The organism is Streptomyces sp. NPDC019937, assembly GCF_040631655.1.
In the GTDB taxonomy this organism is placed as follows: Bacteria; Actinomycetota; Actinomycetes; order Streptomycetales; family Streptomycetaceae; genus Streptomyces.
On record NZ_JBEYAL010000054.1, the window covers coordinates 25,755 to 48,508 of the forward strand.

Genomic DNA, 22,754 nt, shown 5'->3' on the forward strand with positions numbered 1-22,754 from the left:
CGTGGCCCCCGGCGATCTGCCGGGGGCCACGCCCCTGTCGTACCCGGTGCTGCGGGAGGCGCCGCCGCTCAGCCCTTCGGCCAGGCGTCGGCGAGCAACCGGCGGGTGTCGGCGAGGAGTTGCGGCAGCACCTTGGTGCGGCCGATGACCGGCATGAAGTTGCTGTCGCCGCCCCAGCGCGGCACCACATGCTGGTGCAGATGGGCGGCGATCCCGGCCCCGGCGACGGTGCCCTGGTTGAGCCCGATGTTGAAGCCGTGCGCGCCCGAGGCGGTGCGCAGCGTGGTCATGGCGGTCTTGGTGAACTCCGCCAGCTCCATCGTTTCCTCGGCGTCCAGCTCGGTGTAGTCGGCGAGGTGCCGGAACGGGACGATCATGAGGTGGCCACCGGTGTACGGGTACAGGTTGAGCACGGCGTAGACGCGCTCCCCCCGGGCGATGATCAAGCCGTCCTCGTCGGACTTGTCCGGGATGGAGCAGAACGGACAGCCATCGCCCGCCCCCGGGCCGGTGGGCTTGTTCTCGCCCTGGATGTACGCCATCCGGTGGGGCGTCCACAGGCGCTGGAACGCGTCCGGCGTTCCCACTCCGATCTGCTGCTCCGGCTCACTCGTCATGCGGGCCAGCATATTCGTCCCGGGCGGCGGAGTATGCGGCGAGGGGCGGCCCGGATGGACCGCCCCTCGTTACCTCCCCGCCCGAGCGGGGACCGTGTCACACCTGGATCCGGCGCTCCACGGCGTCGACGATCTCGGCGATCGCCTCGTCGACCGGGATGCCGTTCTTCTGCGAGCCGTCGCGGTAGCGGAAGCTGACCGCCCCGGCCGCCACGTCCTCGTCACCGGCGATGACCATGAACGGGACCTTGGACTTCTGGGCGTTCCTGATCTTCTTCTGCATCCGGTCCGAGGACGAGTCGACCTCCACCCGCAGGCCCTTCGCCCGCGCCTGGGCGGCGAACTCCTCCAGGTACGGCACATGGCCGTCGCCGATCGGGATGCCGACCGCCTGGACCGGGGCGAGCCACGCCGGGAAGGCGCCCGCGTAGTGCTCCAGCAGGACCGCGAAGAACCGCTCGATCGAGCCGAACAGCGCCCGGTGGATCATGACCGGCTGCTGGCGCGAGCCGTCCGCGGCGGTGTACTCCAGGTTGAAGCGCTCCGGCTGGTTGAAGTCGACCTGGATGGTCGACATCTGCCAGGTACGGCCGATCGCGTCCCGCGCCTGGACCGAGATCTTCGGCCCGTAGAAGGCCGCGCCGCCCGGGTCCATGACCAGCTCAAGGCCCTGCTTCTCGGCGGCCTTGCGCAGCTCCTCCGTGGCCTCTTCCCACTGCTCCGGCCCACCGATGAACTTGTCCGAGTCGTCGCGGGTGGACAGCTCCAGGTAGAAGTCGCTCAGGCCGTAGTCGCGAAGCAGGTCCAGCACGAAGGTGAGCAGCGAGTCCAGCTCATCCGGCATCTGCTCCTTGGTGCAGTAGATGTGCGAGTCGTCCTGGGTGAAGCCCCGGGCCCGGGTCAGGCCGTGGACGACGCCGGACTTCTCGTACCGGTAGACCGTGCCGAACTCGAACAGCCGCAGCGGCAGCTCACGGTAGGACCGCCCGCGCGCCCTGAAGATCAGGTTGTGCATCGGGCAGTTCATGGCCTTGAGGTAGTAGTCCTGGCCCTCGAACTCCATGGGCGGGAACATGCCGTCCATGTAGTGCGGCAGGTGGCCCGAGGTCTCGAAGAGCTTGGCCTTGGTGATGTGCGGGGTGTTGACGAACTCGTACCCCGACTCCTCGTGCCGCTTCCGCGAGTACTCCTCCATCTCCTTGCGGATCACGCCACCACGCGGGTGGAAGACCGCCAGGCCCGAGCCCAGCTCGTCCGGGAAGGAGAACAGGTCCAGCTCGGCGCCCAGCTTGCGGTGGTCGCGCTTCTCGGCCTCCGCCAGGAAGTCCAGGTACGCCTTCAGCTCGTCCTTGGTCGGCCAGGCGGTGCCGTAGATCCGCTGGAGCTGCGGGTTCTTCTCGCTCCCCCGCCAGTACGCGGCGGCGCTGCGCATCAGCTTGAAGGCCGGGATGTTCCGGGTGGTCGGCAGGTGCGGACCACGGCAGAGGTCCTTCCAGCACAGCTCGCCGGACTTCGCGTCGAGGTTGTCGTAGATGGTCAGCTCGCCCGCGCCGACCTCGGCGGAGGCCCCCTCGGCGGCGTCCGCGGCCGACCCCTTGAGCCCGATCAGCTCCAGCTTGTACGGCTCGGCGGCCAGCTCCTCGCGGGCGGCCTCATCGGTGACCGCACGGCGCGAGAACTTCTGGCCCCTCTTCTGGATCTCCTGCATCTTCTTCTCGATGCGCTTGAGATCGTCCGGCTGGAACGGGGTCTCGACGTCGAAGTCGTAGTAGAAGCCGTCCTTGATCGGCGGGCCGATGCCGAGCTTGGCCTCCGGGAACAGCTCCTGCACGGCCTGCGCCATCACATGCGCGGTCGAGTGGCGCAGGATGTCCAGACCGTCCTGGCTGGTGATCTCCACCGGCTCGATCTCTTCGCCGTCGGCGGGCTCGTACGCCAGGTCCTTCAGCTGCCCGGCCACGCGCGCGGCGACGATCGAGCGGTCGCCGGCGAAGAGGTCGGCCGCCGTAGTGCCCGTCGTCACCACGCGCTCTTCCCGCTCGGAATCGCGTTGGATGATCACACGGACGTCTGACACCGGTCTCTCCTGACTGAAGGATCACTACCCGCGGCGAATGCCGCGCAGCGAGAATCGTACCGAGCCGACCGGCCCGACCGCGAAACGGTTATCCGCGCCAGCCCGGCGACAGGGCTCCGCCCCGGCGCGCTCAGTCCTCGCCGCACGCCTCCTCGAAGAAGTCGAGGTTCTCGTGGAGCGACTTGAGCAGCCGGTCCCGCTCCGCGTCGTCCACCCGCACCGGGGCGACGCCACCGGCGCCGCTCAGCCGCCGGAAGCCGCCCCGGCTCTCCAGCCGCCCGCTCACCCGGATCGGCAGCCCGACCAGATGGGCGTGGCCCGCGATCCGGTAGTCGTCCTCGTCCAGCACGATCCGCAGCCGGGCCACCTCCGCCCCGGCCAGGACCCGCAGCCGCACCGTCCCGGGGCCGCCCGGTCCGGCGCGGCCCAGACGCACCACGGCGCCGGTGACCCGCACGGGCACGGACGGCTCGTCCCGTACGTAGCGGGCCCCGGCCTCGCGCAGCCCCGGCAGGTCGCCGGGTGTGAACTCGACGGGTTCGGGCCGGGTGGAGAACCCCGGCGGCGGACCGGCGGCCGGTGACCACTCCAGCGCCATACGAGCGCCCTCGGTGCCCTGGACGAGCATGACGACGGCCTCGGTCAGCTCGCGGCTCACCCCCGCCGCCACGGCCGCGTCGAACGCCTCCATGCCGCCGGTGGCCCGCTGGTAGTCGACGGCGTCGCGCAGCGCGTACAGGGCGCGCAGCAGGGTGGCGGTGGTGGCCCGGCCGTCCTCGACGGGCACGAAGACGGTCAGCTGGTGGCCGCCGGTCACGGCGTCCGCGGGGCCGGTCAGCACCCGCTCCAGGGACGCCTCGGCCGCCCGGCGGTGCCGCGCCCCGTAGTACCCGGCCCTGGCCCGGGCGGCGAGCGCCCCGGCCAGCAGGGTGGCCCGGGCGGCGGCGCGCAGCCGCTCCTGCGCGGGCCAGGCGGCGGCGCCGCCCCGGGCCTCGGGCACCTCGCGCCACCAGCGGATCTCGTCGCTGGGCACGGCGAGGCCGGTGAGCACCTCGCGGGCGGAGGGCGCGGCGCTGCGGGCCAGGGCGAGCAGCGCCTCGCCGAGGAGGTCGACGCTGTCGGGGAAGTCGCGGCTCTCGGGCACCAGCAGGCTGGTGCCCGGCAGCTCGCCCGGGGGCGTCCAGCGGGCGTACCGCCCCCGGGCGCCGCCGCGGCGGCGCCAGCCGTGCCGCGCGAGGAGCGCGCCGAGGACGGCGGGGTCCACCTCGCCGGGGCGGGGCACGGACGCGACGGGGGGTGGTGCCGGGCTGCGGTCGCGGTGCATCAGGGTCTCCCTCCCGCCCCGACCCGGGTCATGATCTCGCAGAGCGCGCGGTCGTCGAAGATCCGCGAGGTCGGGATCCGCACGGTGGTCCGGCGGCGGCCCGTCACCGGGTGGCCCGCCAGGTTGGTCCAGTAGCAGCAGTGCCGCAGTGCCAGACGGTCGTGGCCGGCCCGTATCCAGTCGTCCCGCTCACGCGGCACGATCATCACCACCAGGATCTTGTGCACCGAGACCGGGCTGCGGGCGAGCTTGACCAGATGGTCGTTGTCGAGGGTGAAGCCGAAGGTCGGGCCGGGCGGATGCGGTGCCAGCTGGTACGTGGCCTTGAGCTGCACCTTGATCGTCACCTCGTCGTCCACGGCGTGGCCGGGCGCGCTGTGGCTGACGTGCCAGTCGATGCCGTGGTCCGGGAAGGGCTGCGCGAGCGAGCAGCCCGCGGCGGCCGCGACCGCGTGCAGATAGCCGACCTGCAGCGTCTCCATGCAGGCGGTGGTGGCGATGTGGCCGCGCGGGGGCGCGGTCCGCTCGGACAGCAGACCGCTCGCCGACGGGGCCGGTTCGGGCTGCGCGAGCGCCATGTGCGTGACGCCTTCCGGTCGTCGCCGGTGTCCGTACACCTGTGTTGTCTCTCCGTCAGATGCCCTGCAAACAGGGGTGGTTCGGGCACCTCCCTCCGGGTATCACCAGGTCGGGGCGGGATCCGGAGGCCATGGGGTACGTATGCACGAGGAGTTGAGGCCATGTCGTCCTGGTTCGAGGGGCCGCTCGCCGCGTTCGACACGGAGACGACCGGGATCGACGTCGAGCACGACCGGATCGTGTCGGCCGCTCTCGTCGTCCAGCGGGGTGCCGGAGTGCTGCCGGAGGTGCGGCGCTGGCTGGTGAGCCCGGGCATACCGGTGCCGCCGGCCGCGACCGAGATACACGGGCTGACCGACACGCATCTGCAGCGGCACGGGCGGTGGCCCGCGCCGGTGATGGACGAGGTGGCGCGGGCGCTCGCCGAGCAGACGGCGCGGGGCACCCCGGTGGTGGTGATGAACGCGCCGTTCGATCTGACGCTGCTGGACCGCGAGTTGAAGCGGCATCGCAACGCCACCCTGGCGACCTATCTGTCGCTGCGTTCGCTGTGCGTCCTCGACCCCCGGGTGCTGGACAAGCATCTGGACCGCTACCGGAAGGGGCGCCGCACGCTCACCGATCTGTGCGCGCACTACGGCGTCGAGCTGACGGGCGCGCATGACGCGGCGGCGGACGCGATGGCCTCCCTGGAGGTCGTCCGGGCGGTGGGCCGCCGCTTCTCGGCACGGCTGGAGAAGCTGACGCCCAGTGAGCTGCACGCCCGCCAGACAATCTGGTACGCGGCGCAGGCGCGCGGCCTGCAGGCCTGGTTCGCGCTCAACGGCTCGGACGAGGTCTGCGACCCGGCCTGGCCGCTGCGGCCGGACCTTCCGGCGGCGGCGTAGCCCCTCCGACGTAGTCCCGAGCGCCTACTGTCCCCGGATGACCTCTTCCGGAGGCGTGGCGAGCCTCAGCCGGAACGGGTGCCCGGCGGGGTCGGAGTAGAGGCGGACGTCGTTCGGGCCGCCGTTGTCCTTGGTGTCCAGCGGCCGCGCCCCCAGGTCGACGACCTGGCGTTCGGCGGCGTCCATGTCGTCGACCAGGAGTTCCAGGTGGGCCTGCTGGGAGTCGTCCGGCCGGGGCCAGCTCGGCGGGGCGTACCCGTGGTCGCGGAGGAAGGACATGCGCGTCCCGCCGGGGGCGACGATGTCGATCCGGTCGAGACTGGTCACCGGCGTGATCTCGGCACCGAACACGGTGGCGTAGAACTCGGCCAGCTGTTCGGGCTCGGCGCAGTCCAGGGACAGGACGGCTGTGGTGGCGACGGCCATGGGCTCCCCTCCGATTCATCCGCGATGTGGACGCGGGTCGGGTACCCCTGTCCGGCGGTGACACGCCCGGAAAACGCCGGGGCCGGACCGCCTGCTGGCGGCCCGGCCCCGGAAGGGTGGGCGATACTGGGTTCGAACCAGTGACCTCTTCGGTGTGAACGAAGCGCTCTCCCACTGAGCTAATCGCCCGGGTTGTTCTTCCGGGGTCTGCCCCGGTGGAACGACCTGAACAATACAGGTCGGGCGAGGTGTGGTTCAAACCGGATTCCGGCCGGGCCTCCGGGTGAGCAAGTGGGACCGCAGTCCCCGGCGCCCGGCGCGCATCATCAGGGCGTGGTTGGCGCGGAACAGCGGCCGCCCGAGCACCGCGAAGCGCCGCAGCAGCGGTTTGCGCGCCACGACGTCCTGCTCGAACAGGGCGCGGGTGCCCGCGCCGCGCGCGGTGACCGTCCAGCGGGCCCAGCCCTCCAGGTCGCCGGAGAAGAGGACCCGCAGCGTGCCGCGGTCCGGGTCCCGGTGCGCCTCGGTGATGGTGAGGCGCAGGTCGTACGGGACGAGGGAGCGGAAGCGGGCGGTGCCGGTGCGATCGTCGACGCGCCGCACCTCACGGACCTGGCGCCACCACCGCGGGTAGCCGTCGCCGTCCGCCAGCGCCGCGAAGACGGCGGCGGGCGGCGCGTCGAGGTCCCATCGGCTGTGGAAGCGGTAGTGGCACCAGTCCATGTCCCTCAGTGTGCGGCAGCAGGACGGAAGACGGCGGCGGCTACCCGGGCAGCTTGTCCCCGATCAGCGCCAGGTTCTGGATGGCGGCGAGACCGTACTGCGCGGTGGCGTTGGTGCTCACCCAGGGCGCCTCGACGCCGGGCACCAGCGCGCCCGGGCCTTCGACCTTGGTCGTCTTCCAGCTGACGGAGGCATCCGGGTAGCCGTCACCTTCGTGGAACTCGGTGAACTTCTGCCAGGCGCGGGCGGCCAGCTTCTCGTCCTTCAGCTGTACGGCGGCGTAGGCGTCGAGCCGTGAGTGGCCCTGGACCAGGATCAGCGAGCCGAAGTCGGTGCCGTAGCGGGCCTTCTGCTCGGCCTTGGTGGCGTTGAAGTAGCGGCAGTAGTCGAGCCAGGCCTCCTTGAACTCCGGCAGGTCGATCAGGTCGATGACCTCGGCGCACACCTCGACCAGGCCGAAGACGGCGGACAGGTGGGAGACGCTGACCTTGGGCTTGTCGTCGATGGCGTACTTGCCGGTGTCGAGGTCGTACAGCGCGGCGCCCTGGACGAAGCCGTTGGTCTGGGCGGCGATGGTCTCCATGGTGCTGCGCAGCCGGGCCTCGGCCTTCTCGGCCTGCGGGCCGCGCCGTTCCCATTCGGTGAGCCAGGCCCCGGCCAGTCCGCTCCAGTCGGTGCCGAAGCCGATGGACAGGGCATGCCGGTCGGGCTTGTAGTCGGGGTCGGGGCGGACCTTGCGCTGCGGGTCGAGGACGAGGAAGGACTCGTCGGAGTCGACGAGGGCGTGCATGATGTCGCCGATCCGCTCGTCGGCGGTGAGGAAGTAGAGGTAGCGGCGGTAGAGGGCGGTGGAGATGCGCTGCTGCTTGGCGCTGTCGGCGAAGTGCTGGACGCCGTGGCGGGTGCCGAGGCCGGTCCATTTGCCCAGGTGGTAGGCGTCGACCTCGCCGGTGTGCCGGGTCATGGCCTCTGCGAAGCGGTAGATGTCGGCGCGCCCGGAGCGCAGATACGCGAGCCAGAGCCACAGGTCGGGCGAGAGTTCGGAGTTGTCCCAGGCGTAGCCGCCGACGTCGTACCGCCACTGGTGCCGGTCCTCGTCGTAGGTGTGCATGATGTCGCCGTAGTCCCAGAACCCGTACCAGCGGCGCTGTTCGACCTGGCCCTTGTGGTAGGTGAAGAGGAAGTCGAGACGGTCCTCGATCTTCGCCTTGGCGGCGGTGGAGCGGTCGACGGGCGCGAACAGGCCGCCGAAGACCTTGGCGCGGACCAGGTCGGCGGGTCCTGCGACGAGTTGCGGCGGGGTGCGCAGGGCGGCGGCCTGCTGGACGAGGGTGTCGGCGCTCGGGGTGGCGGCGTTGGCCCAGAAGGTCAGCTCGCTGGTGCGGGCGATGCCGTACGGGGTGCCGAACTTCGGCTCGTAGTCCTCATACGTGATGTTGAGGCCCTCCAACTGCTCGGCGTAGGTGTCCTGGCCCAGGCCGTCGTGGTAGAAGCGCAGGTCCATGGGCTGGGCCTCGGGCGACCACAGCCACAGGGTGACCTCGGCCTCGTCGCCCGCCGCGCCGCGGATGTCGAGCTGGGCGGGGAACTTCTCCCAGAAGTCGCGCAGTCCGAAGGAGAGCCCGCCGCTGACCCCGCCGACATAGCCGAAGCCGGACGCCCGGCCGCCGCCGCCCGCGGCGATCCAGCCGTGGCCCGGCTTGGTGCGCTTGCGCAGGGTGAAGCCGTCGGCGGAGAGCTGGGCCAGGGTGTAGTCGCCCCAGGTGGGGATGAGGTGCAGCCGGCTGGTGACCCGCTGGTCCCAGGTGGCGGGGTCGGCCAGCTTCTCGCCCTTGAACTGGGCCTTGCGGACGCTCGCGCCGGGGTCGCGGCGCAGTCCGGTGATGCCCTTGACGGCCTCGGTGAGGAATCCCTTGCCCTCGCCCGCGATGCGGATGTGGCGGTCGTACGCCTCGTCGCGCATGGGGACCGAGAAGCGGACGCCGAGGCCGCGGATGAAGTCTTTGTTCTGATCGCCGTCGAAGGTGATGGTGTGCACCATGCGGAACGAGTCGGCGCCCGCGTAGAAGTAGAGGCGGACGCTGAAGGGAAGCCAGCTGCGGCCGCCCTTGCGGTGCTTGCCGTCGATGCGGACGACGGCGCGGACGGGGCCCTTCTGCTCGACCTTGGCGGCGCTGATCTCGCCGTCGAACCGGTCCCACTTGGCGCTGCCGTGGTCGCCGTCGTCGATGTCGCCCTGACGGAGCAGGACGAGGCGGCCGTCGCGGGCGATCTCGGTGGTGCCGCGGGTGACGGAGCGTACGAGCTTCTCACCGTCCTTGCCGATCACGGCCTTGATCACGCCGGTGTCGACGGTGATCCTGCCGCCCTTCTCGGTGACGGTGACCTTCTTGGCGGGTGCGGCGGGCTCACCGGGGCTGAGCCGGTAGGCGGTGCCGTCGCCCAGCCCCTCCCCCGCCGCGTGCGCGGTCCACTTGAGCGAGCCGTCGGGCCAGTAGGCGGTGGCCCAGGTCTGCAGGGGGACGTCCTTGCCGTCGGCCGTGGTGAGCGCGAACGTCCGGTCGGCGGGGTGGGCGCCCTTGGGCCAGGGGACGCCGAAGGTGCTGCCGGCGGCGGCGCCGAGACCGCCCTCCTCCAGCCAGCTGATCTTCACGGGTTCGTCGGCGGCTTTCTCCTCGGCGGCCCGGTCGGCGGCGGCCGCCTGCGGGGCGTTCCGCGCGAGCATCCAGGAGAACGGAACGGCGGCGCCGGTGGCGGCCGCGGCCTTGAGGAGGTTGCGCCGGGGGATCGGGGGCATGTCGCTCTCACCTTTCGTACGGGGGCTACGAGGGCTACGGGGGCAGGTGCATGACATGAGCGGGGGTATGGCGGGCGACGACGGGCCTGACGCCGCCGGGTCAGACGCGGGCGCGGCGCTCGACCGCGACCGCGCAGGCCGCGAGGGCGCCCACCGCCGGGGCGGCCAGCGGCAGCAGCTGCCAGGCGGCGACGGTGACCACCGCAAGGCCGCCGGCCAGCAGCAGCGAGCCGCCGGGGTCGGCGGCCAGGCCACGGCGTACGGCGGTACGGGCCACCGCGGCCCAGCCGTCGCCCGGCCGCCACGCGGCGGCCGTCCGCAGCCCCAGGACGATCACCGCGAGCGTGCCCGCCACGCTCACGGCGATCAGGGCGGGCCCGCCCGGCAGGGCTCCGGTGCGGGCCACCCGCAGATCGAAGGCGAGCAGCGCGAGCGCCGCCCACCACAGCAGGGAGAACCGCCAGCCGCCGCGGGTGGCCTCCCGCACGCCGGAGACGAAGTCCCGCAGCGTGGAGCGCTCGCCGTCCAGGTGGCGGCGCAGATGCGCGCATCCGGCGGCGAACGACGGGAGCAGGGTGAGGAGCGGCAGCGCGGCGAGCACCACCCAGACCCCGGTCAGCAGGCACTCGGCGAACAGCGAGAAGCGCACCAGCCGCCGCGCGGGCCGCTCCGGCCTCCGTATCGCTCGCTCCATGGCGGGCCCCTCAGCCCTTCAGCCCGGAGGTCGAGGCGCCCTCGACCAGATAGCGCTGGAAGGCGAGGAAGAACAGCAGCACCGGCAGCAGGGCCACCAGCGACATGGCGACCATGCCTCCGTAGTCGGCGACGCTGTCCTGGTCGATGAAGAGCTTGAGCCCCATCGAGACCGTGTACTTGTCGGGCTCGTTGAGATACAGCAGCGGGCCGATGAAGTCGTTCCAGGACCAGATGAAGGTGAAGATCGCGCTGGTGATCAGCGCCGGGCGGCACAGCGGCAGCACGATGCTCCAGTAGATGCGGAAGTGACCGCAGCCGTCCAGCCGCGCCGCCTCGTCCAGCTCGCGGGGCAGCCCCCGCATGAACTGCACCATCAGGAAGACGAAGAAGGCGTCCGCCGCCAGGTACTTGCCGAGCAGCAGCGGGACATAGGTGTTGATCAGCTCCATCTTCTGGAACAGGATGTACTGCGGAATGATCAACACCTGGAAGGGCAGCAGCAGGGTGGAGATCATGAGCGTGAACAGCACGTTCCGCCCGGCGAACCGGATCCTGGCGAAGGCGTACGCCGCCAGCGAGCACGAGAACAGCACCCCGATCACCGAACCGACCGCCAGGAACAGCGAGTTGGTGAAGAAGCTGGAGACGGGGACGTCCGCGATGCCGTCGCCGAGCCTCCGGTAGTTCTCGGTGATCGGATCGGTGGGCAGCAGCTGAAGACTCCCGATGATCTCGTCGCCGGGCTTGAACGAACCGCCGATCACCCACACCACGGGATAGAGGATCACGGCCAGCACGGCGAGCGCGCCCACGTGCCAGGCCACCGAACGGATCCGCGCCCGCCCCGCCTTGGTCAGGGAGTCCGCGCCCGTCAGGGAGGTCGAGGGAGTGGTCACCGGGCGTCCTCCTCGTAGTGCACCCAGCCGCGCTGGGTCTTGAACAGCACCGCGGTCACCAGACCGATGCCGAGCATCAGCATCCAGGCCATCGCGGCGGCGTAGCCCATGCGCAGGTTCCGGAAGCCCTGCTCGTACAGGTACCAGCCGTAGACCAGCAGCGAGTCGCCCGGGCCGCCGGTGTTGGTGCCGGAGCCCGCGAGCACGACGGCCGAGGTGAAGACCTGGAAGGAGTGGATGAGTTCCAGCAGCAGGTTGAAGAAGAGCACCGGGGAGATCATCGGCAGGGTGATGGAGCGGAACCGCCGCCACGCCCCCGCGCCGTCCATCTCGGCCGCCTCGTACAGCTCGCGCGGCACCTGCTTCAGCCCGGCGAGGAAGATCACCATGGGGGCGCCGAACTGCCAGACGGTCAGGGTGATCAGCGTGGGCAGAGCCCAGTCCGGGTCCCCGATCCAGCCGCCGACGTCCCAGCCGAACAGACTCATCGACTTGTCGACGATCGCGTCGTCGTTGAAGATCGCCCGCCAGACGATGCCGATGCTCACGCTCGCGCCGATGAGCGAGGGCGCGTAGAACGCCGAACGGTAGAAGCCCTGCCCCTTGCGCGGCTTGACCAGCAACAGCGCCACGCCGAGCGCGGCCAGCAGCTTCAGCGGGGTGCCGATGAGGACGTACTTCAGCGTCACCTCGACCGACGTCCACCACCGGTCGTCCTCGAACATCTCCTGGAAGTTCTTGAACCCGACCCAGCGGGGCGAGTCGAAGAGGTTGTAGTCGGTGAACGCCAGGTAGAGCGAGACCAGCATCGGGCCGAGGGTGAGCAGCAGCATCCCGATGCACCAGGGCGTCAGGAAGAGATAGCCCGCCAGGGTCTCCCGGCGGCCGGACCGCCGCCCGGCCGCCGCGCCCGCGGCATCCGGGGCGGGGCCCTTGGCGGCCCCGGGGCGGGGCGGGGCGGCCGGGCGCTCCGCCCCCTCGGCCGCCGCGCGCGTCGTGGTTCGTGTCACGGAAGCTCTCCTCACGAGCCGAGCGCGGATTCCGCCTCGTCGAAGAACTGGTCCACGGCCTTGTCCACCGAGCTCTGGCCCACCGCGACATCGGCGTAGGTGCGCAGGAAGGCGGCCTCGGCGACATCGGTGCCGGCCGGATGCGGAGTGATCGGCTCCAGCTTGTCGGCCACGCTCTTCTCATACGCGGCGATCTTGGCATCGACGCCGGTGGGCTTGTACGCCTCGTACTGGGCGGTGGTCGCCGGGATGCCGCGGTTGTAGCCCATGATCTTGCCGACCTCGGGGTCGTGCGTCATGAAGTCGATGAGCTGGGCGACTTCCTTGGGGTGCTGGGTGCGGGCGGAGCCGCTGAGCATCAGCGAGGAGAGGTACTGGCCGGTCTTCTTGCCGTCCGTGGTCGGCAGCGGCCCGAGTTCGAGGGGGGTCTTGGTCTCGGCCGCGAAGCGGACCATGAAGTTGTCCCAGGTGAACTCGGCGGCCGACAGGTCGGCGCTGATCGTCGCCTTGGGCTTGGCCTGTTCGGTCTTCTTGCCCGGCACCAGCTCACCGGCCTTGGCGTGCTGCTGCCAGGTGTTCCACCACTGCTTGAGGTCGTCCTTGGTGAAGCCGAGCTTCTTGTCCTCGGTGAAGAACGCCTTGCCGTGCTGACGCAGGTACAGGTCGTACAGGTACATCACACCGGCGTTGTCGCTGGCACCATAGAGCGTGCCGTCGGACTTCTTCACCTTCTTGGCGGCGGCGAAGAAATCGTCCCAGGTCCATCCGTCCTTGACGGTGATTCCCGCCTTCTTGAAGGCGGCCGGGTTGTAGAAGAAGCCGAAGGTATTGGCGCCGACCGGCACGCCATAGAGCTTTCCGTCGATGTCCCCGGATTTCTCCAGGCCGTTCCGAAAACCCTTCAGATGGAGATTGCCCTCCTTGACCTGCTTGTTGAGATCGAGGAGAAGATTCTTCTCACCGTACTTGCGCAGAAAGGCGTACGAGTTCTGAAAGACGTCCGGTGCGTTGCCGCCGGCGGCCTGGGTGTTGAACTTGCTCCAGAAGTCGGCGTATTCGGCGAAGTCCGTCTTCACGATGATGTTCGGGTGCGCCTTCTCGAAGAGCCGCACCGTCTTCTTGATCATGACGGACCGGTCCTTGGCACCCCACCAGGCGTAACGGATGGTCACCTTCCCGCCGGACGAGCTGCCGCCGCCGCCACCACAGCCGGTGGCCAGCAGCCCCAGCGCGACCACCCCCGCCGCGGCCCCCCGAAGCCCTCTCGCCCTGGTCGTCCATCCCCGAGCACGCATGACACCGCCCCTCCCGGGCAGGTCTGTCCGACTGCCCCAGAACCAAGCTTGAAACGTTTTAGGTAAGCGCTTGCCGGGCCAAGTTAGGGATCGGCGTCGCGTACGTCAACGGTTCGGACAGGATCGATGCGGAAGCGCTTCGGCGACGGCGGCGCGAGCGGCGAAAACGCCGAGGGCCCGGAGGCAGGAAGCCTCCGGGCCCTCGGTCCGGGGTGGGCGATACTGGGTTCGAACCAGTGACCTCTTCGGTGTGAACGAAGCGCTCTCCCGCTGAGCTAATCGCCCGGGCGCACGGCCAACATTAGCGTATGCCGGACCGTGCTCATGACCATCACGGTCACTCCTTGATCTTCCAGGGCATGACCAGGCCGAACTTCCACACGTACACCGTCACGGCCACAGCGCAGATCACCACGCCGATCGAGGTCAGGATGATGTTCCGCTTGCGCACCTTCGGATCCAGGGCGCGATGGGCCGCCTCGGTGACCTTGCGCTTGGTCCAGCGCAGCACCAGTTGCGCCCAGACGAACTCGGTCGCCCAGATCGCCATCCCGCCGAAGATCACCAGCCATCCGGGGCCGGGCAGCGGCAGCATGATGATGCCGCCGACCACGACCGCGAGACCCACGATGAAGACCCCGACCTGCCAGCTCAGGTGCAGGGTGCGCGACCGCTTGATGAACTGCGGCGCCCGGGACCCGAAAACCGGCTCCTCCGACGCACCGTCCCCCGTCGCGACCTCGGGCGCCGGTGGCACGGCACCCGCGGGTCGCTCGTCACTCTCCGCATTCATGTGACCCAACCTACCCGATCGGCCGAAGTCACTGTAATGGCGGCACCGGCGGGCCCGTGGCTCGGCCGCTTGAGCTATCGGAAGACCCGCAAAACGGTCAGAGGGGTTTACAACGGCACCGTAGGTGGCATGTCGATTTCGCCGACGTGCGAATCCCCGAGCGCACACTGAGCGAAAGGCCTTGGCGCTTATGAACACCACGGTCAGCTGCGAGCTGCACCTGCGCCTCGTTGTGTCGAGCGAGTCCTCACTGCCTGTACCCGCGGGACTGCGGTATGACACGGCCGACCCTTACGCCGTGCACGCCACCTTCCACACCGGAGCCGAAGAGACGGTCGAATGGGTTTTCGCCCGCGACCTTCTCGCCGAGGGCCTGCACCGGCCCACCGGCACCGGCGACGTCAGAGTGTGGCCATCCCGTAGCCACGGCCAGGGCGTCGTCTGCATCGCCCTGAGCTCCCCGGAGGGGGAGGCTCTGCTCGAGGCCCCGGCGCGGGCCCTGGAGTCGTTCCTGAAGCGGACCGACGCCGCTGTGCCACCCGGCACCGAACACCGCCATTTCGACCTCGACACAGAGCTCTCGCACATCCTGGCGGAGAGCTGAGACCCGACGAGAGCTGAGCGCGACCGTCCGACTCGGGGAGACGGCGCGAGCCAGGACGCGAGATTCCGGTAGTGAACATCCCGGCAGTGACATCCCGGGCACGACATCACGGCACGACATCACGGCAGTGACATCCCGAAGCAGTGACATCCCACAAAGTGGCAGAGGCAGGCGGCGGTGCCGCCGCCGTGGCACCGTCCGCGGCGGCGGCACCGCCGTGTCACGCTCCGGAGCTGAGGCCGTCGTGTCACGCTCCGCGTCCGGCGCCGCTAGAGTCGAGCGCATTCGAGGGGCAGTCGAGGAGCACCGCCGACCCAGCGGGCCAGGGAGCCAATCGTGCTGATCAACCACGACACCCGGTGCGCGCTCGACGCGGTCGTCGACCTGGTGAACACCGCGCCCGGGGACGGGGGCGAGGACCGCCTCGCGGACGTCGCCGCGCTGCGCCGGTTCGTCGAGCGCAACGCCGTCAGCGACATCGGCACGCTCGGTGAGCGCGACCTGGCCGCCGTACGGGCCGTACGGGCCCGGTTCGCCGAGGTCTTCGCCACGGCCGGCAGCGGCACCCGGCACACCGCCGAACTGCTCAACACCATGATCGCGGCCGCCGGGACGACCCCCCGGCTGACCGACCACGACGGCTACGACTGGCATGTGCACTACTTCGCCCCGGGAGCGTCCCTGGCCGACCATCTCGCGGCCGACGGCGGCATGGCCCTGGCGTTCCTCGTGGTGGCGGGCGAACACGAGCGGCTGCGGCGCTGTGAGGCCCCGGACTGCCGGTTCGCCTTCGTGGACCTCTCGCGCAACCGATCCCGGCGCTACTGCGACAGCCGCACCTGCGGAAACCGCCTGCATGTCGCCGCGTATCGCGCGCGGCGCAAAGAAGCCGCGAGCTGACGTCGCGCGGGCCGCGGGTCGCGTCACCACCGGTAGAGGTCATGGAGCGCGGTGCCGAAGAGCAGCATGCCTATGAAGGCGAGGAAAAGCATCAGCGGCGGCTGGGACAGGGCGAACAGGCAGCCGCGCGGCTCGTCGCTCGGTGGAACAGGGGGTCTTTCGATAGGGGATTGCTCCCCGGGTGGTTGCAGCATCTCGCGGGAGATCATGGCGCAGCCAGAACCGCCGCTGCGACCAGCGAGCGTTTTTTGATCGGGAGCTTGTCAGATCCCGTGCTTTTTGAGAATGGCCTCGATGTCTGAGAAATCTTCTGGACCAGAGCTGCCAGAGCTGCCGGAGCCTCCTGATGCGCCGGATGCGCCGGGGCCGCTCCCGGCGCTTCCGGCCGTGGGCTTCCGCTTACCCGCCGCCTTCGCTCCGGTGGCCCCGCGACCGGGCCCCAGGGCGAGGTCCGGGGACCCGGGGACCGGTGTCCCGCCCCGCTCCGCGGCGGCCGCCGCGCGCCGCTCCTCACGGGTGCCGCCGGACCGGCGCTCGGCCGCCCGGCTCACCATGAACAGCAGCCAGGACAGCCCCAGCACGCCGAAGCCCGCCCATACGGTCGGGTTGAAGACCAGGCCGGACAGCCAGTCCAGGATCCCGGTCATGGCCAGGCCCACCGGCAGCAGCGCGTAGGCCGCTATCCGGACCGCGGCCCGGAAACGCTTGCGGTACGCGGTCAGACCGGCGATGCCCAGACCGGCCGCGGACAGCGCCGCGCAGATCGTGTCGGTCAGCATCGGTTCCTCCCGCCGATGGGATGCGCGATATGCCCATCGTGCACCCCGCCGGCCGGCAAGGGCCACAGCCGGGGCCCGGGATCAGGGTCATCTCCGGGTTCGGAGGAGCCCGTGGGGGCTGGAAGACTGGCCCCATGAGCGACACCGATCCCGCCCGACCCGTACTCGACGTGTGGTGCGAACTCCAGTGCCCCGACTGCCGTACCGCGCTGACGGATGTGCGCGCCCTGCGCGAGCGCTTCGGCGACGCCCTGGAGATCCGGCTGCGGCACTTCCCGCTGGAGCGCCACCGGCACGCCCACGCGGCGGCGCAGGCCGCCGAGGAGGCCGTCGCGCAGGGGCGGGGCTGGCGTTACGTCGAAGCCGTGCTGGAGCGCACCGACGAGCTGGGCGCCCGGGGTGAGCTGCTGCTGGTCGACGTGGCGCGCGAAGTCGGCCTGGACGCCGAGGAGATGGACACCGCGCTGATCGACGGGCGGCACATCCTGATCGTCGACGCGGACCAGGCCGAGGGCAAGGCGATCGGAGTGACCGGCACCCCGACGTATGTGATCGGCGGCGAGCGGCTGGACGGCGGGAAGAGCCAGGAGGGGCTGCGGGAGCGGATCGAGGAGATCGCGGCCCGGCTGCTGGCCGACCGCGCCGAGAGCGGCGGCTAGAGCAGCTGCTTGATGAGGTTGTATTCCACCACCGCGTAGCCCAGCGACTCGTACAGCCGCAGCGCCGGGATGTTGCCGCCGAAGACGTGCAGGCCGAGGCTGCGTGCCCCGGCGGCCAGGCTGTCGCGCTCGGCGGCCAGCATCAGGGTGCGGCCGTGGCCGCGCCCTCGGTGCTCCTCGGCGACCTCGACGGAGTAGACGTACGCCTCGCCCCGCTCCTGCGCGTCCGGCTCCCCGGCGCGCAGCGCGACCCAGAGGGTGCCCACGTCCGTGCCGTCGTGGGCGAGGACCCGCAGCACGGTGCCGGGGGTGGCGGGGCCGTGCGGCAGCAGCGTCGCGTAGTCGGTGTCCGCCTTGGCCTCGGCCTGTTCCGGGGCCAGCCCGCTGTCCAGCACGTTGCGGGCGTACCGGGCGCGCGCCCGCGCGTGCCAGGCCGGGTAGTCCGCCTCCGCCATGGCCCGTAGCGCGGCGCCCGGGGGCAGCTCGGGCGGCTCCGTCAGCGGTTTGATCATTCTGCGGCCGCGCTCGCGGTAGCCGAGCGCGGCCGCCAGCCCGAGGGCGGTCGCCGCCTGGGCGGGGACGCTCACCACCAGCCGGGAGCAGTTCCAGCGGCGCAGCACCTCCTCGGCGGCGAGCGCGGCGACCGTGCCGCGGCCGCGGTGGCGGTCGGCGACGTCGATGTGGAGGTGCTCGATCCGCCCGACGGACGGGCCCAGCCGGGCGTCGGTGGTGAGCCGCACGGCGCCGACGGGACGGCCGTTGACGCACACCTCGTACGAGCGCGCGCGCCCGCCGTCGTCGGTGTGCCGCTCGGGCGTGGTGGGCCGCAGGGTGGTGGTCACGATGGTGTTGTACCGGGCGCCGGGGCGCACGTCACCAGGTTTACGGCGGAAGGTTTCCGTTCCGCTTGCCCGCGCCGGTGCCCGTCACGGGTCGATGTCGGCGGCCGCCCGCTCGGTGAAGATCCGCATGGCCTTGGCGGTGACCGGTCCGGGCGTGCCGGGCACGATCCGGTCGTCCACCTGCCGTACGGCCTGTACGTCCCGGGTGGTGGAGGTCAGGAAGACCTCGTCGGCCCGCTCCAGGACGTCGAACGGCAGCTCGGTCTCCCGGGCCCCCACCCACTCCAGGACGAGGGCGCGGGTGATGCCCGCGAGGCAGCCGGAGGCGAGCGGCGGGGTGTGGAGTTCGCCGTCGAGGACGACGAAGACGTTGGAGCCGGTGCCCTCGCAGAGCCCGCCGACGGTGTTGGCGAACAGGGCCTCGGTGGCGTCGCGTTCCCGGGCGCGGGCGAGCGCGACCACGTTCTCGCCGTACGAGGTGGTCTTGAGGCCGGTCAGCGCGCCGCGCTCGTTGCGGGTCCAGGGGACGGTGACCACGGAGGTGGTGTCCGCCCGGCGGTGGGTCTCGACGAGCGCGACGACGAGCGTGGGGCCCGCCGTGCCCCGGTCGGAGCCCAGCGGTGAGACCCCTCCGGTGTACGTGATCCGCAGCCGCCCCAGCGGCATGGGGTTGTCGGCGAGGACCGCCTCGCAGGCCCGCCGCACCTCGTCGAGGTCCGGTTCCGGCAGGCCCAGGCCGTGCGCGGAGCGGGCCAGCCGGTGGAGATGGCGGGTGAGCGCGAAGGCGCGGCCGTCCACCGCCTTGACCGTCTCGAAGACGCCGTCGCCGACCGTCAGCCCGTGGTCGAAGACCGACACCTGGGCGCTGTCGGCTTCGCGCAGGGATCCGTCGAGCCAGATCGTCACCGCATGGTCCTTCCCGTCGGCTGTTGTACCTCCGACGCTACCGCGAGCAGTCGCGCCGCCTTGAGTTCGGTTTCGTCCCACTCGCGGTCCGGGTCGGAACCCCAGGTGATCCCGGCTCCGGTGCCGAACCGCAGCACGGCGGCGCCGGGGGACGGCCGGTCGATCCAGAAGGTCCGTATCCCCACGGCCAGCTCGCCGGTGCCGCGGTCCGCGTCCACCCAGCCGATGCCGCCGCAGTACGGGCCACGGGGCGCGGTCTCCAGCTCCCCGATGAGGCGCAGGGCGCTGGACTTGGGCGCCCCCGTCACCGACCCGGGCGGAAAGGCCGCCGCGAACAGCTCCGCCCAGCCCGCCCCCGGCGCCAGCTCGCCGCGCACCGTGGAGACCAGGTGCACCAGGCCGGGGTGCGGCTCGACCGCGCAGAGCGCGGGGACGGTCACCGAGCCGGTGGCGCAGACCCGCCCCAGGTCGTTGCGGACCAGGTCCACGATCATCACGTTCTCGGCGTGGTCCTTCTCCAGCAGGTCCTCCGCCCGGCGCCCGGTGCCCTTGATCGGCCCGGACTCCACGGTCCGGCCGGAGCGGCGCAGAAACAGCTCGGGCGAGGCCGTGGCGACCTCCACCCCGTGTCCGGGAAGCCGCACGGTGCCCGCGTACGGGGCGGGGTTGCCGCGGGCCAGCAGGGCCGTCAGCGCGTCCACGTCCGCCGCGTGCGGGTCGGGCAGCGGCGCGGAGAGCACCCGGCACAGATTGGCCTGGTAGACCTCCCCCGCCGCGATGCGGTCGCGGACGCGGCGAACGCCCTCGGTGTACCCGGCCCGGTCCAGCGAGGACGTCCAGTCGGTGGGCCGGGGCCCGCGCCAGGCGCCCGGCGCCGCCTCGGGAGCGGGTTCGGGGCGTACGTCACCGAAGCGGGCGCAGACCACACGCCCCTCGAAGTCCGCGATAACAGCCCAGAAACCCTCGGTGTCGAGAGCCGAGGGATCGCTGGTCACATCGCGGAGGTCGGTGGCGAGCAGGCCGCCGAAGCGGGCGAGAGGGGGCGGGTCGTGCACGCTTGCGAGTCTATGGCGCCTGGTCACGGGGGTCGTGGGAGGGACCGCGGCGGGCGAGCAGGGCAGCACGCTGCGGAAACGGAATTTGAGCTGGCTCCGGAATCCGCTAGAGTTCAACACGTCGCCGGGACGCGGAAGCGCCCCGGGAAACGACACCTGCGGACGTGGCTCAGTTGGTAGAGCATCACCTTGCCAAGGTGAGGGTCGCGAGTTCGAATCTCGTCGTCCGCTCGGAGTGGGGGTTCACGCCCCCGCGTCTGGTGGAGTGGCCGAGAGGCGAGGCAACGGCCTGCAAAGCCGTCTACACGGGTTCAAATCCCGTCTCCACCTCGGACGATTAGCTCAGCGGGAGAGCGCTTCCCTGACACGGAAGAGGTCACTGGTTCAATCCCAGTATCGTCCACTCGGGACCCCTGTGGTCCCACCCCTGGGGTCCTCGCGGGCCCCACACCCGCGCGATTAGCTCAGCGGGAGAGCGCTTCCCTGACACGGAAGAGGTCACTGGTTCAATCCCAGTATCGCGCACGCAGTCCCCGGGACGATTAGCTCAGCGGGAGAGCGCTTCCCTGACACGGAAGAGGTCACTGGTTCAATCCCAGTATCGTCCACACCGATCGGCGAAGGGCCGGAGCGTGAAGCTCCGGCCCTTCGTCGTGTGTCCTGTTCACGGCTCTGTCCAATAACGGCGCGAGCCCGGACAGCTCCCCAGCTGTCCGGGCCTCGTGCCGTCCGCCGCACCCCCGTCCCCACGGGGCTGATGGCCGGAAGTCCCCGGCCCGGGCCGCTCTCCCGGACCTGGGGCGCTCAGCGCCCCAGCATTCCCGCCACGGACGACGCCTGTGTGACGACGGCTTCCCAGCCGCCGAACGCGATGCTCAGCAGGACGGCCAACGGCAGCACCATGGCCACCGCGACCAGGGGATGGCGAGTGCCGGCCTGCGGGCTGCCGAACGCGTCAAGCGCGCGACGGCCGCGTGCCCTGACGACCGTACGTCCCACCGTGTCCGCCATCGTCCTTCCTCCGTCACATCTGCAGCGGCGAGCGTCTGACCTCGGGGGACGAGTGCTGCGCCCGCCGCTTGACCTCAACATTAGGCGCGCGGCCCGGTGCGCGGCGTCATGCCCTCGTACCGCTTGCCGGGCCTCCCGGAGGATGACGCCGGGCCGGGCCTCGTACTCCCCTGGGTGGAGAAATCCGCCCGGGACTTGGGGTCTTCCCTGAGGGGTCCGCCGGAGCGGGTCCTTCCGGGGGACTCCCAGGGGTGGACCGGCCGGTGGGCGGCCCCTACTCACGGTCCCCGTCCGCGCCCCGCGGCACCGGCTGCTCCACCAGCGCCAGGACCCGGTTCGCCATGAAGCGGGCCGTCCGCACCACGGACCCGTTTCGGGTGACTTCGCTCACTTCCACCACCCCGCGCCGCACCGCCGTCTCGACGCGCCGCCCCGCCCTCCCGGCCACCACTTCGTACGTACGCGTCGTGTCGCCCGCGTCCACCACTATCTCCACACGATCACCCTTCACGGCCTCAATCCCCCTTCTGAGACGGTCTTTTGAGATCACGCACGCGCACACCGGGGCACGGATTGCCACGATTCCGGCCCACTTCTCCAGGATCCCAGGCACCACTGACAATCCATAGGCCGACGCATGCGCGGCCTCTCAGCGCGCGGGGCCGTCAATCCGTAAGCTGTGCACGTCAGACGGACGGCAGTGGACCGGCAGCAGACGGCAGCGGATGGGGCTCCCCACCAAGGGGTAAGGGAAGGGCTCCCCACCGGAGGTAGGGGACGGACATGGCGATGATGCGGCTCCGGCGCGAGGACCCGCGTGTCGTCGGCTCCTTCCGGCTTCACCGGCGGCTCGGCGCGGGCGGTATGGGGGTCGTCTACCTCGGGTCCGACCGGCGCGGGCAGCGGGTGGCGCTGAAGGTCATCCGGCCGGATCTGGCGGAGGACCGGGAGTTCCGGTCGCGGTTCGCCCGCGAGGTGTCCGCCGCGCGGCGGATCCGCGGCGGCTGTACGGCGCGGCTGGTGGCCGCGGACCTGGAGGCCGACCGGCCCTGGTTCGCCACCCAGTACGTGCCCGGCCCCTCCCTGCACGACAAGGTCAACGAGGAGGGCCCGCTGCCGGCCGCGCACGTCGCGTCCATCGGGTCCGCGCTGGCCGAGGGGCTGTTGGCGGTGCACGAGGCGGGGGTCGTCCACCGCGACCTCAAGCCGTCCAACATCCTGCTCTCCCCCAAGGGCCCCCGCATCATCGACTTCGGCATCGCCTGGGCCACCGGCGCCAGCACGCTGACCCACGTCGGTACGGCCGTCGGCTCCCCCGGCTTCCTCGCGCCCGAGCAGGTGCGCGGCGCGGCCGTCACCCCGGCGACCGACGTCTTCGCGCTGGGCGCCACGCTCGCGTACGCCTCCACGGCGGATTCGCCGTTCGGGCACGGGAGTTCCGAGGTGATGCTGTACCGCGTCGTGCACGAGGAGCCGCAGCTGCTCGGGGTGCCGGACGCGCTGGCCCCCCTGCTGCACGCGTGCCTCGCGAAGGATCCAGAGGACCGGCCGACGACGCTGCAGCTGTCGCTGCGGCTCAAGGAGATCGCGGCGCGGGAGGCCCACGGGCACGGGGCGCCCCCTGCGCACGGGCCGTCCCACGGCCACGGCCCGTCCCATGGCCACGGGCCGTCCCACGGGCATGCCCCGGACGGGCGTCCTGTGGGGCGGCGGGCCGACGCGTACGCGGACCAGCACACGGAACGCCGACCGGGGCCGGGCACGCCGCCCCGCGGCACGCCCTCCCGGGGTACGCCCTCCCGGGGTACGCCGCCCCGGGGCGCGGCGGCGCCGCGGGCGTCGTCGCCGCGGTCCGCGCCGTCCGGCGCGGGGGCGGCG

Annotated in this window: 24 protein-coding genes and 7 tRNA genes; 10 read left to right on the forward strand and 21 right to left on the reverse strand. The window is 71.3% G+C overall.

Annotated features, from left to right (window positions below; translation table 11 throughout):
• Nucleotides 1-68: 68 nt before the first annotated feature.
• The 4 genes from ABZ562_RS36530 to ABZ562_RS36545 form a co-directional block, all read right to left on the reverse strand.
• The gene (locus ABZ562_RS36530; RefSeq protein ID WP_361488416.1) at nt 69-629 is read right to left on the reverse strand and encodes an HIT domain-containing protein; all 561 of its coding nucleotides are present in this window, start codon (nt 627-629) and stop codon (nt 69-71) included.
• An 85-nt stretch (nt 630-714) separates the two neighbouring features.
• Entirely contained in the window at nt 715-2,694 is a 1,980-nt protein-coding gene (thrS, locus tag ABZ562_RS36535) for a threonine--tRNA ligase (protein WP_361488419.1), read from the reverse strand.
• 130 nt (nt 2,695-2,824) lie between these two features.
• Nucleotides 2,825-4,018: a hypothetical protein gene (locus tag ABZ562_RS36540; RefSeq protein WP_361488421.1), complete on the reverse strand. Its 1,194-nt coding sequence runs from the start codon at nt 4,016-4,018 to the stop codon at nt 2,825-2,827.
• Nucleotides 4,018-4,596, reverse strand: coding sequence for a DUF4365 domain-containing protein (locus tag ABZ562_RS36545; protein ID WP_361488424.1), 579 nt, complete (start codon nt 4,594-4,596; stop codon nt 4,018-4,020). The genes ABZ562_RS36540 and ABZ562_RS36545 overlap by 1 nt, the downstream gene beginning before the upstream one ends.
• Before the next feature lie 162 nt (nt 4,597-4,758).
• Here ABZ562_RS36545 and ABZ562_RS36550 point away from each other — a divergent pair, with 162 nt between their 5' ends.
• Nucleotides 4,759-5,484 (forward strand): 3'-5' exonuclease, encoded by a 726-nt coding sequence (locus ABZ562_RS36550; RefSeq protein WP_361488426.1) that lies wholly within the window; start codon nt 4,759-4,761, stop codon nt 5,482-5,484.
• 24 nt (nt 5,485-5,508) lie between these two features.
• On the opposite strand, the gene ABZ562_RS36555 is transcribed toward ABZ562_RS36550, so the two are convergent.
• The 10 genes from ABZ562_RS36555 to ABZ562_RS36600 form a co-directional block, all read right to left on the reverse strand.
• Entirely contained in the window at nt 5,509-5,910 is a 402-nt protein-coding gene (locus ABZ562_RS36555) for a VOC family protein (protein ID WP_361488429.1), read from the reverse strand.
• Between the two features lie 117 nt (nt 5,911-6,027).
• Nucleotides 6,028-6,099: transfer RNA gene (locus tag ABZ562_RS36560), tRNA-Val, on the reverse strand.
• Nucleotides 6,100-6,165: 66 nt separating this feature from the next.
• Complete coding sequence (locus ABZ562_RS36565) at nt 6,166-6,633, reverse strand: SRPBCC family protein (protein WP_361488432.1); 468 nt, start codon at nt 6,631-6,633, stop codon at nt 6,166-6,168.
• A gap of 40 nt (nt 6,634-6,673) precedes the next feature.
• The gene (locus ABZ562_RS36570) at nt 6,674-9,430 is read right to left on the reverse strand and encodes a Tat pathway signal sequence domain protein (RefSeq protein WP_361488435.1); all 2,757 of its coding nucleotides are present in this window, start codon (nt 9,428-9,430) and stop codon (nt 6,674-6,676) included.
• A gap of 100 nt (nt 9,431-9,530) precedes the next feature.
• On the reverse strand, nt 9,531-10,124 hold the full coding sequence (locus ABZ562_RS36575; protein ID WP_361488437.1) for a hypothetical protein: 594 nt from the start codon (nt 10,122-10,124) through the stop codon (nt 9,531-9,533).
• Between the two features lie 10 nt (nt 10,125-10,134).
• A complete protein-coding gene (locus tag ABZ562_RS36580) occupies nt 10,135-11,001 on the reverse strand; it encodes a carbohydrate ABC transporter permease (RefSeq protein WP_361488468.1) in 867 nt (288 codons plus the stop codon).
• A 17-nt stretch (nt 11,002-11,018) separates the two neighbouring features.
• Nucleotides 11,019-12,032 (reverse strand): sugar ABC transporter permease, encoded by a 1,014-nt coding sequence (locus ABZ562_RS36585; protein WP_361488440.1) that lies wholly within the window; start codon nt 12,030-12,032, stop codon nt 11,019-11,021.
• Between the two features lie 11 nt (nt 12,033-12,043).
• Nucleotides 12,044-13,327 (reverse strand): sugar ABC transporter substrate-binding protein, encoded by a 1,284-nt coding sequence (locus ABZ562_RS36590; RefSeq protein ID WP_361488442.1) that lies wholly within the window; start codon nt 13,325-13,327, stop codon nt 12,044-12,046.
• Between the two features lie 213 nt (nt 13,328-13,540).
• Nucleotides 13,541-13,612 (reverse strand) — tRNA-Val (locus tag ABZ562_RS36595).
• 52 nt (nt 13,613-13,664) lie between these two features.
• On the reverse strand, nt 13,665-14,120 hold the full coding sequence (locus ABZ562_RS36600; protein WP_361488445.1) for a TIGR02611 family protein: 456 nt from the start codon (nt 14,118-14,120) through the stop codon (nt 13,665-13,667).
• Nucleotides 14,121-14,310: 190 nt separating this feature from the next.
• Between ABZ562_RS36600 and ABZ562_RS36605 the strand changes: the two genes are divergently transcribed.
• Nucleotides 14,311-14,724, forward strand: a complete 414-nt coding sequence (locus ABZ562_RS36605) for an SsgA family sporulation/cell division regulator (RefSeq protein ID WP_003959770.1) — start codon at nt 14,311-14,313, stop codon at nt 14,722-14,724.
• Between the two features lie 336 nt (nt 14,725-15,060).
• The gene (locus ABZ562_RS36610; protein ID WP_361488447.1) at nt 15,061-15,624 is read left to right on the forward strand and encodes a CGNR zinc finger domain-containing protein; all 564 of its coding nucleotides are present in this window, start codon (nt 15,061-15,063) and stop codon (nt 15,622-15,624) included.
• 23 nt (nt 15,625-15,647) lie between these two features.
• Here ABZ562_RS36610 and ABZ562_RS36615 read toward each other — a convergent pair whose 3' ends face one another.
• Complete coding sequence (locus ABZ562_RS36615) at nt 15,648-15,833, reverse strand: hypothetical protein (protein WP_361488470.1); 186 nt, start codon at nt 15,831-15,833, stop codon at nt 15,648-15,650.
• Between the two features lie 54 nt (nt 15,834-15,887).
• Nucleotides 15,888-16,403, reverse strand: a complete 516-nt coding sequence (locus ABZ562_RS36620; RefSeq protein ID WP_361488450.1) for a hypothetical protein — start codon at nt 16,401-16,403, stop codon at nt 15,888-15,890.
• Between the two features lie 134 nt (nt 16,404-16,537).
• On the opposite strand from ABZ562_RS36620, the gene ABZ562_RS36625 reads away from it, so the two are divergent.
• Nucleotides 16,538-17,062 carry a DsbA family protein gene (locus ABZ562_RS36625; protein ID WP_361488453.1) on the forward strand — a complete coding sequence of 175 codons (525 nt, stop codon included), beginning with the start codon at nt 16,538-16,540 and terminating at the stop codon, nt 17,060-17,062.
• On the opposite strand, the gene ABZ562_RS36630 is transcribed toward ABZ562_RS36625, so the two are convergent.
• The 3 genes from ABZ562_RS36630 to ABZ562_RS36640 all read right to left on the reverse strand — a co-directional run bounded on the left by ABZ562_RS36630 (nt 17,059) and on the right by ABZ562_RS36640 (nt 19,865).
• Nucleotides 17,059-17,904: a GNAT family N-acetyltransferase gene (locus tag ABZ562_RS36630; protein WP_361488456.1), complete on the reverse strand. Its 846-nt coding sequence runs from the start codon at nt 17,902-17,904 to the stop codon at nt 17,059-17,061. The two genes, ABZ562_RS36625 and ABZ562_RS36630, sit on opposite strands and share 4 nt — an antisense overlap.
• Nucleotides 17,905-17,988: 84 nt before the next feature.
• Nucleotides 17,989-18,810, reverse strand: a complete 822-nt coding sequence (locus tag ABZ562_RS36635) for an aminodeoxychorismate lyase (RefSeq protein WP_361488458.1) — start codon at nt 18,808-18,810, stop codon at nt 17,989-17,991.
• A complete protein-coding gene (locus ABZ562_RS36640) occupies nt 18,807-19,865 on the reverse strand; it encodes a chorismate-binding protein (protein ID WP_361488461.1) in 1,059 nt (352 codons plus the stop codon). The genes ABZ562_RS36635 and ABZ562_RS36640 overlap by 4 nt, the downstream gene beginning before the upstream one ends.
• A gap of 158 nt (nt 19,866-20,023) precedes the next feature.
• On the opposite strand from ABZ562_RS36640, the gene ABZ562_RS36645 reads away from it, so the two are divergent.
• The 5 genes from ABZ562_RS36645 to ABZ562_RS36665 all read left to right on the forward strand — a co-directional run bounded on the left by ABZ562_RS36645 (nt 20,024) and on the right by ABZ562_RS36665 (nt 20,473).
• Nucleotides 20,024-20,096 (forward strand) — tRNA-Gly (locus ABZ562_RS36645).
• Between the two features lie 28 nt (nt 20,097-20,124).
• Nucleotides 20,125-20,195: transfer RNA gene (locus ABZ562_RS36650), tRNA-Cys, on the forward strand.
• A 1-nt stretch (nt 20,196) separates the two neighbouring features.
• A tRNA-Val gene (locus ABZ562_RS36655) sits at nt 20,197-20,268 on the forward strand.
• A 50-nt stretch (nt 20,269-20,318) separates the two neighbouring features.
• A tRNA-Val gene (locus tag ABZ562_RS36660) sits at nt 20,319-20,390 on the forward strand.
• Nucleotides 20,391-20,401: 11 nt separating this feature from the next.
• A tRNA-Val gene (locus ABZ562_RS36665) sits at nt 20,402-20,473 on the forward strand.
• Between the two features lie 196 nt (nt 20,474-20,669).
• On the opposite strand, the gene ABZ562_RS36670 is transcribed toward ABZ562_RS36665, so the two are convergent.
• Both ABZ562_RS36670 and ABZ562_RS36675 read right to left on the reverse strand, forming a co-directional pair.
• On the reverse strand, nt 20,670-20,876 hold the full coding sequence (locus ABZ562_RS36670) for a hypothetical protein (protein WP_361488464.1): 207 nt from the start codon (nt 20,874-20,876) through the stop codon (nt 20,670-20,672).
• Nucleotides 20,877-21,150: 274 nt separating this feature from the next.
• Nucleotides 21,151-21,387, reverse strand: coding sequence for a hypothetical protein (locus ABZ562_RS36675; protein ID WP_055557600.1), 237 nt, complete (start codon nt 21,385-21,387; stop codon nt 21,151-21,153).
• Nucleotides 21,388-21,659: 272 nt separating this feature from the next.
• Between ABZ562_RS36675 and ABZ562_RS36680 the strand changes: the two genes are divergently transcribed.
• Nucleotides 21,660-22,754, forward strand: a 1,095-nt coding sequence (locus ABZ562_RS36680) for a serine/threonine-protein kinase (RefSeq protein ID WP_361488465.1), incomplete at its 3' end; no start/stop codon positions are given.

Bases quoted from the DNA above. Each gene is read 5' to 3' on its own strand.
- ABZ562_RS36565 (WP_361488432.1), bottom strand. From the start codon at position 6,633: ATGGACTGGTGCCACTACCGCTTCCACAGCCGATGGGACCTCGACGCG.
- ABZ562_RS36615 (WP_361488470.1), bottom strand. From the start codon at position 15,833: ATGATCTCCCGCGAGATGCTGCAACCACCCGGGGAGCAATCCCCTATC.
- ABZ562_RS36540 (WP_361488421.1), bottom strand. From the start codon at position 4,018: ATGCACCGCGACCGCAGCCCGGCACCACCCCCCGTCGCGTCCGTGCCC.
- ABZ562_RS36570 (WP_361488435.1), bottom strand. From the start codon at position 9,430: ATGCCCCCGATCCCCCGGCGCAACCTCCTCAAGGCCGCGGCCGCCACC.
- ABZ562_RS36620 (WP_361488450.1), bottom strand. From the start codon at position 16,403: ATGCTGACCGACACGATCTGCGCGGCGCTGTCCGCGGCCGGTCTGGGC.
- ABZ562_RS36670 (WP_361488464.1), bottom strand. From the start codon at position 20,876: ATGGCGGACACGGTGGGACGTACGGTCGTCAGGGCACGCGGCCGTCGC.
- ABZ562_RS36590 (WP_361488442.1), bottom strand. From the start codon at position 13,327: ATGCGTGCTCGGGGATGGACGACCAGGGCGAGAGGGCTTCGGGGGGCC.
- ABZ562_RS36555 (WP_361488429.1), bottom strand. From the start codon at position 5,910: ATGGCCGTCGCCACCACAGCCGTCCTGTCCCTGGACTGCGCCGAGCCC.
- ABZ562_RS36575 (WP_361488437.1), bottom strand. From the start codon at position 10,124: ATGGAGCGAGCGATACGGAGGCCGGAGCGGCCCGCGCGGCGGCTGGTG.
- ABZ562_RS36605 (WP_003959770.1), top strand. From the start codon at position 14,311: ATGAACACCACGGTCAGCTGCGAGCTGCACCTGCGCCTCGTTGTGTCG.
- ABZ562_RS36530 (WP_361488416.1), bottom strand. From the start codon at position 629: ATGCTGGCCCGCATGACGAGTGAGCCGGAGCAGCAGATCGGAGTGGGA.
- ABZ562_RS36545 (WP_361488424.1), bottom strand. From the start codon at position 4,596: ATGGCGCTCGCGCAGCCCGAACCGGCCCCGTCGGCGAGCGGTCTGCTG.
- ABZ562_RS36600 (WP_361488445.1), bottom strand. From the start codon at position 14,120: ATGAATGCGGAGAGTGACGAGCGACCCGCGGGTGCCGTGCCACCGGCG.
- ABZ562_RS36625 (WP_361488453.1), top strand. From the start codon at position 16,538: ATGAGCGACACCGATCCCGCCCGACCCGTACTCGACGTGTGGTGCGAA.
- ABZ562_RS36550 (WP_361488426.1), top strand. From the start codon at position 4,759: ATGTCGTCCTGGTTCGAGGGGCCGCTCGCCGCGTTCGACACGGAGACG.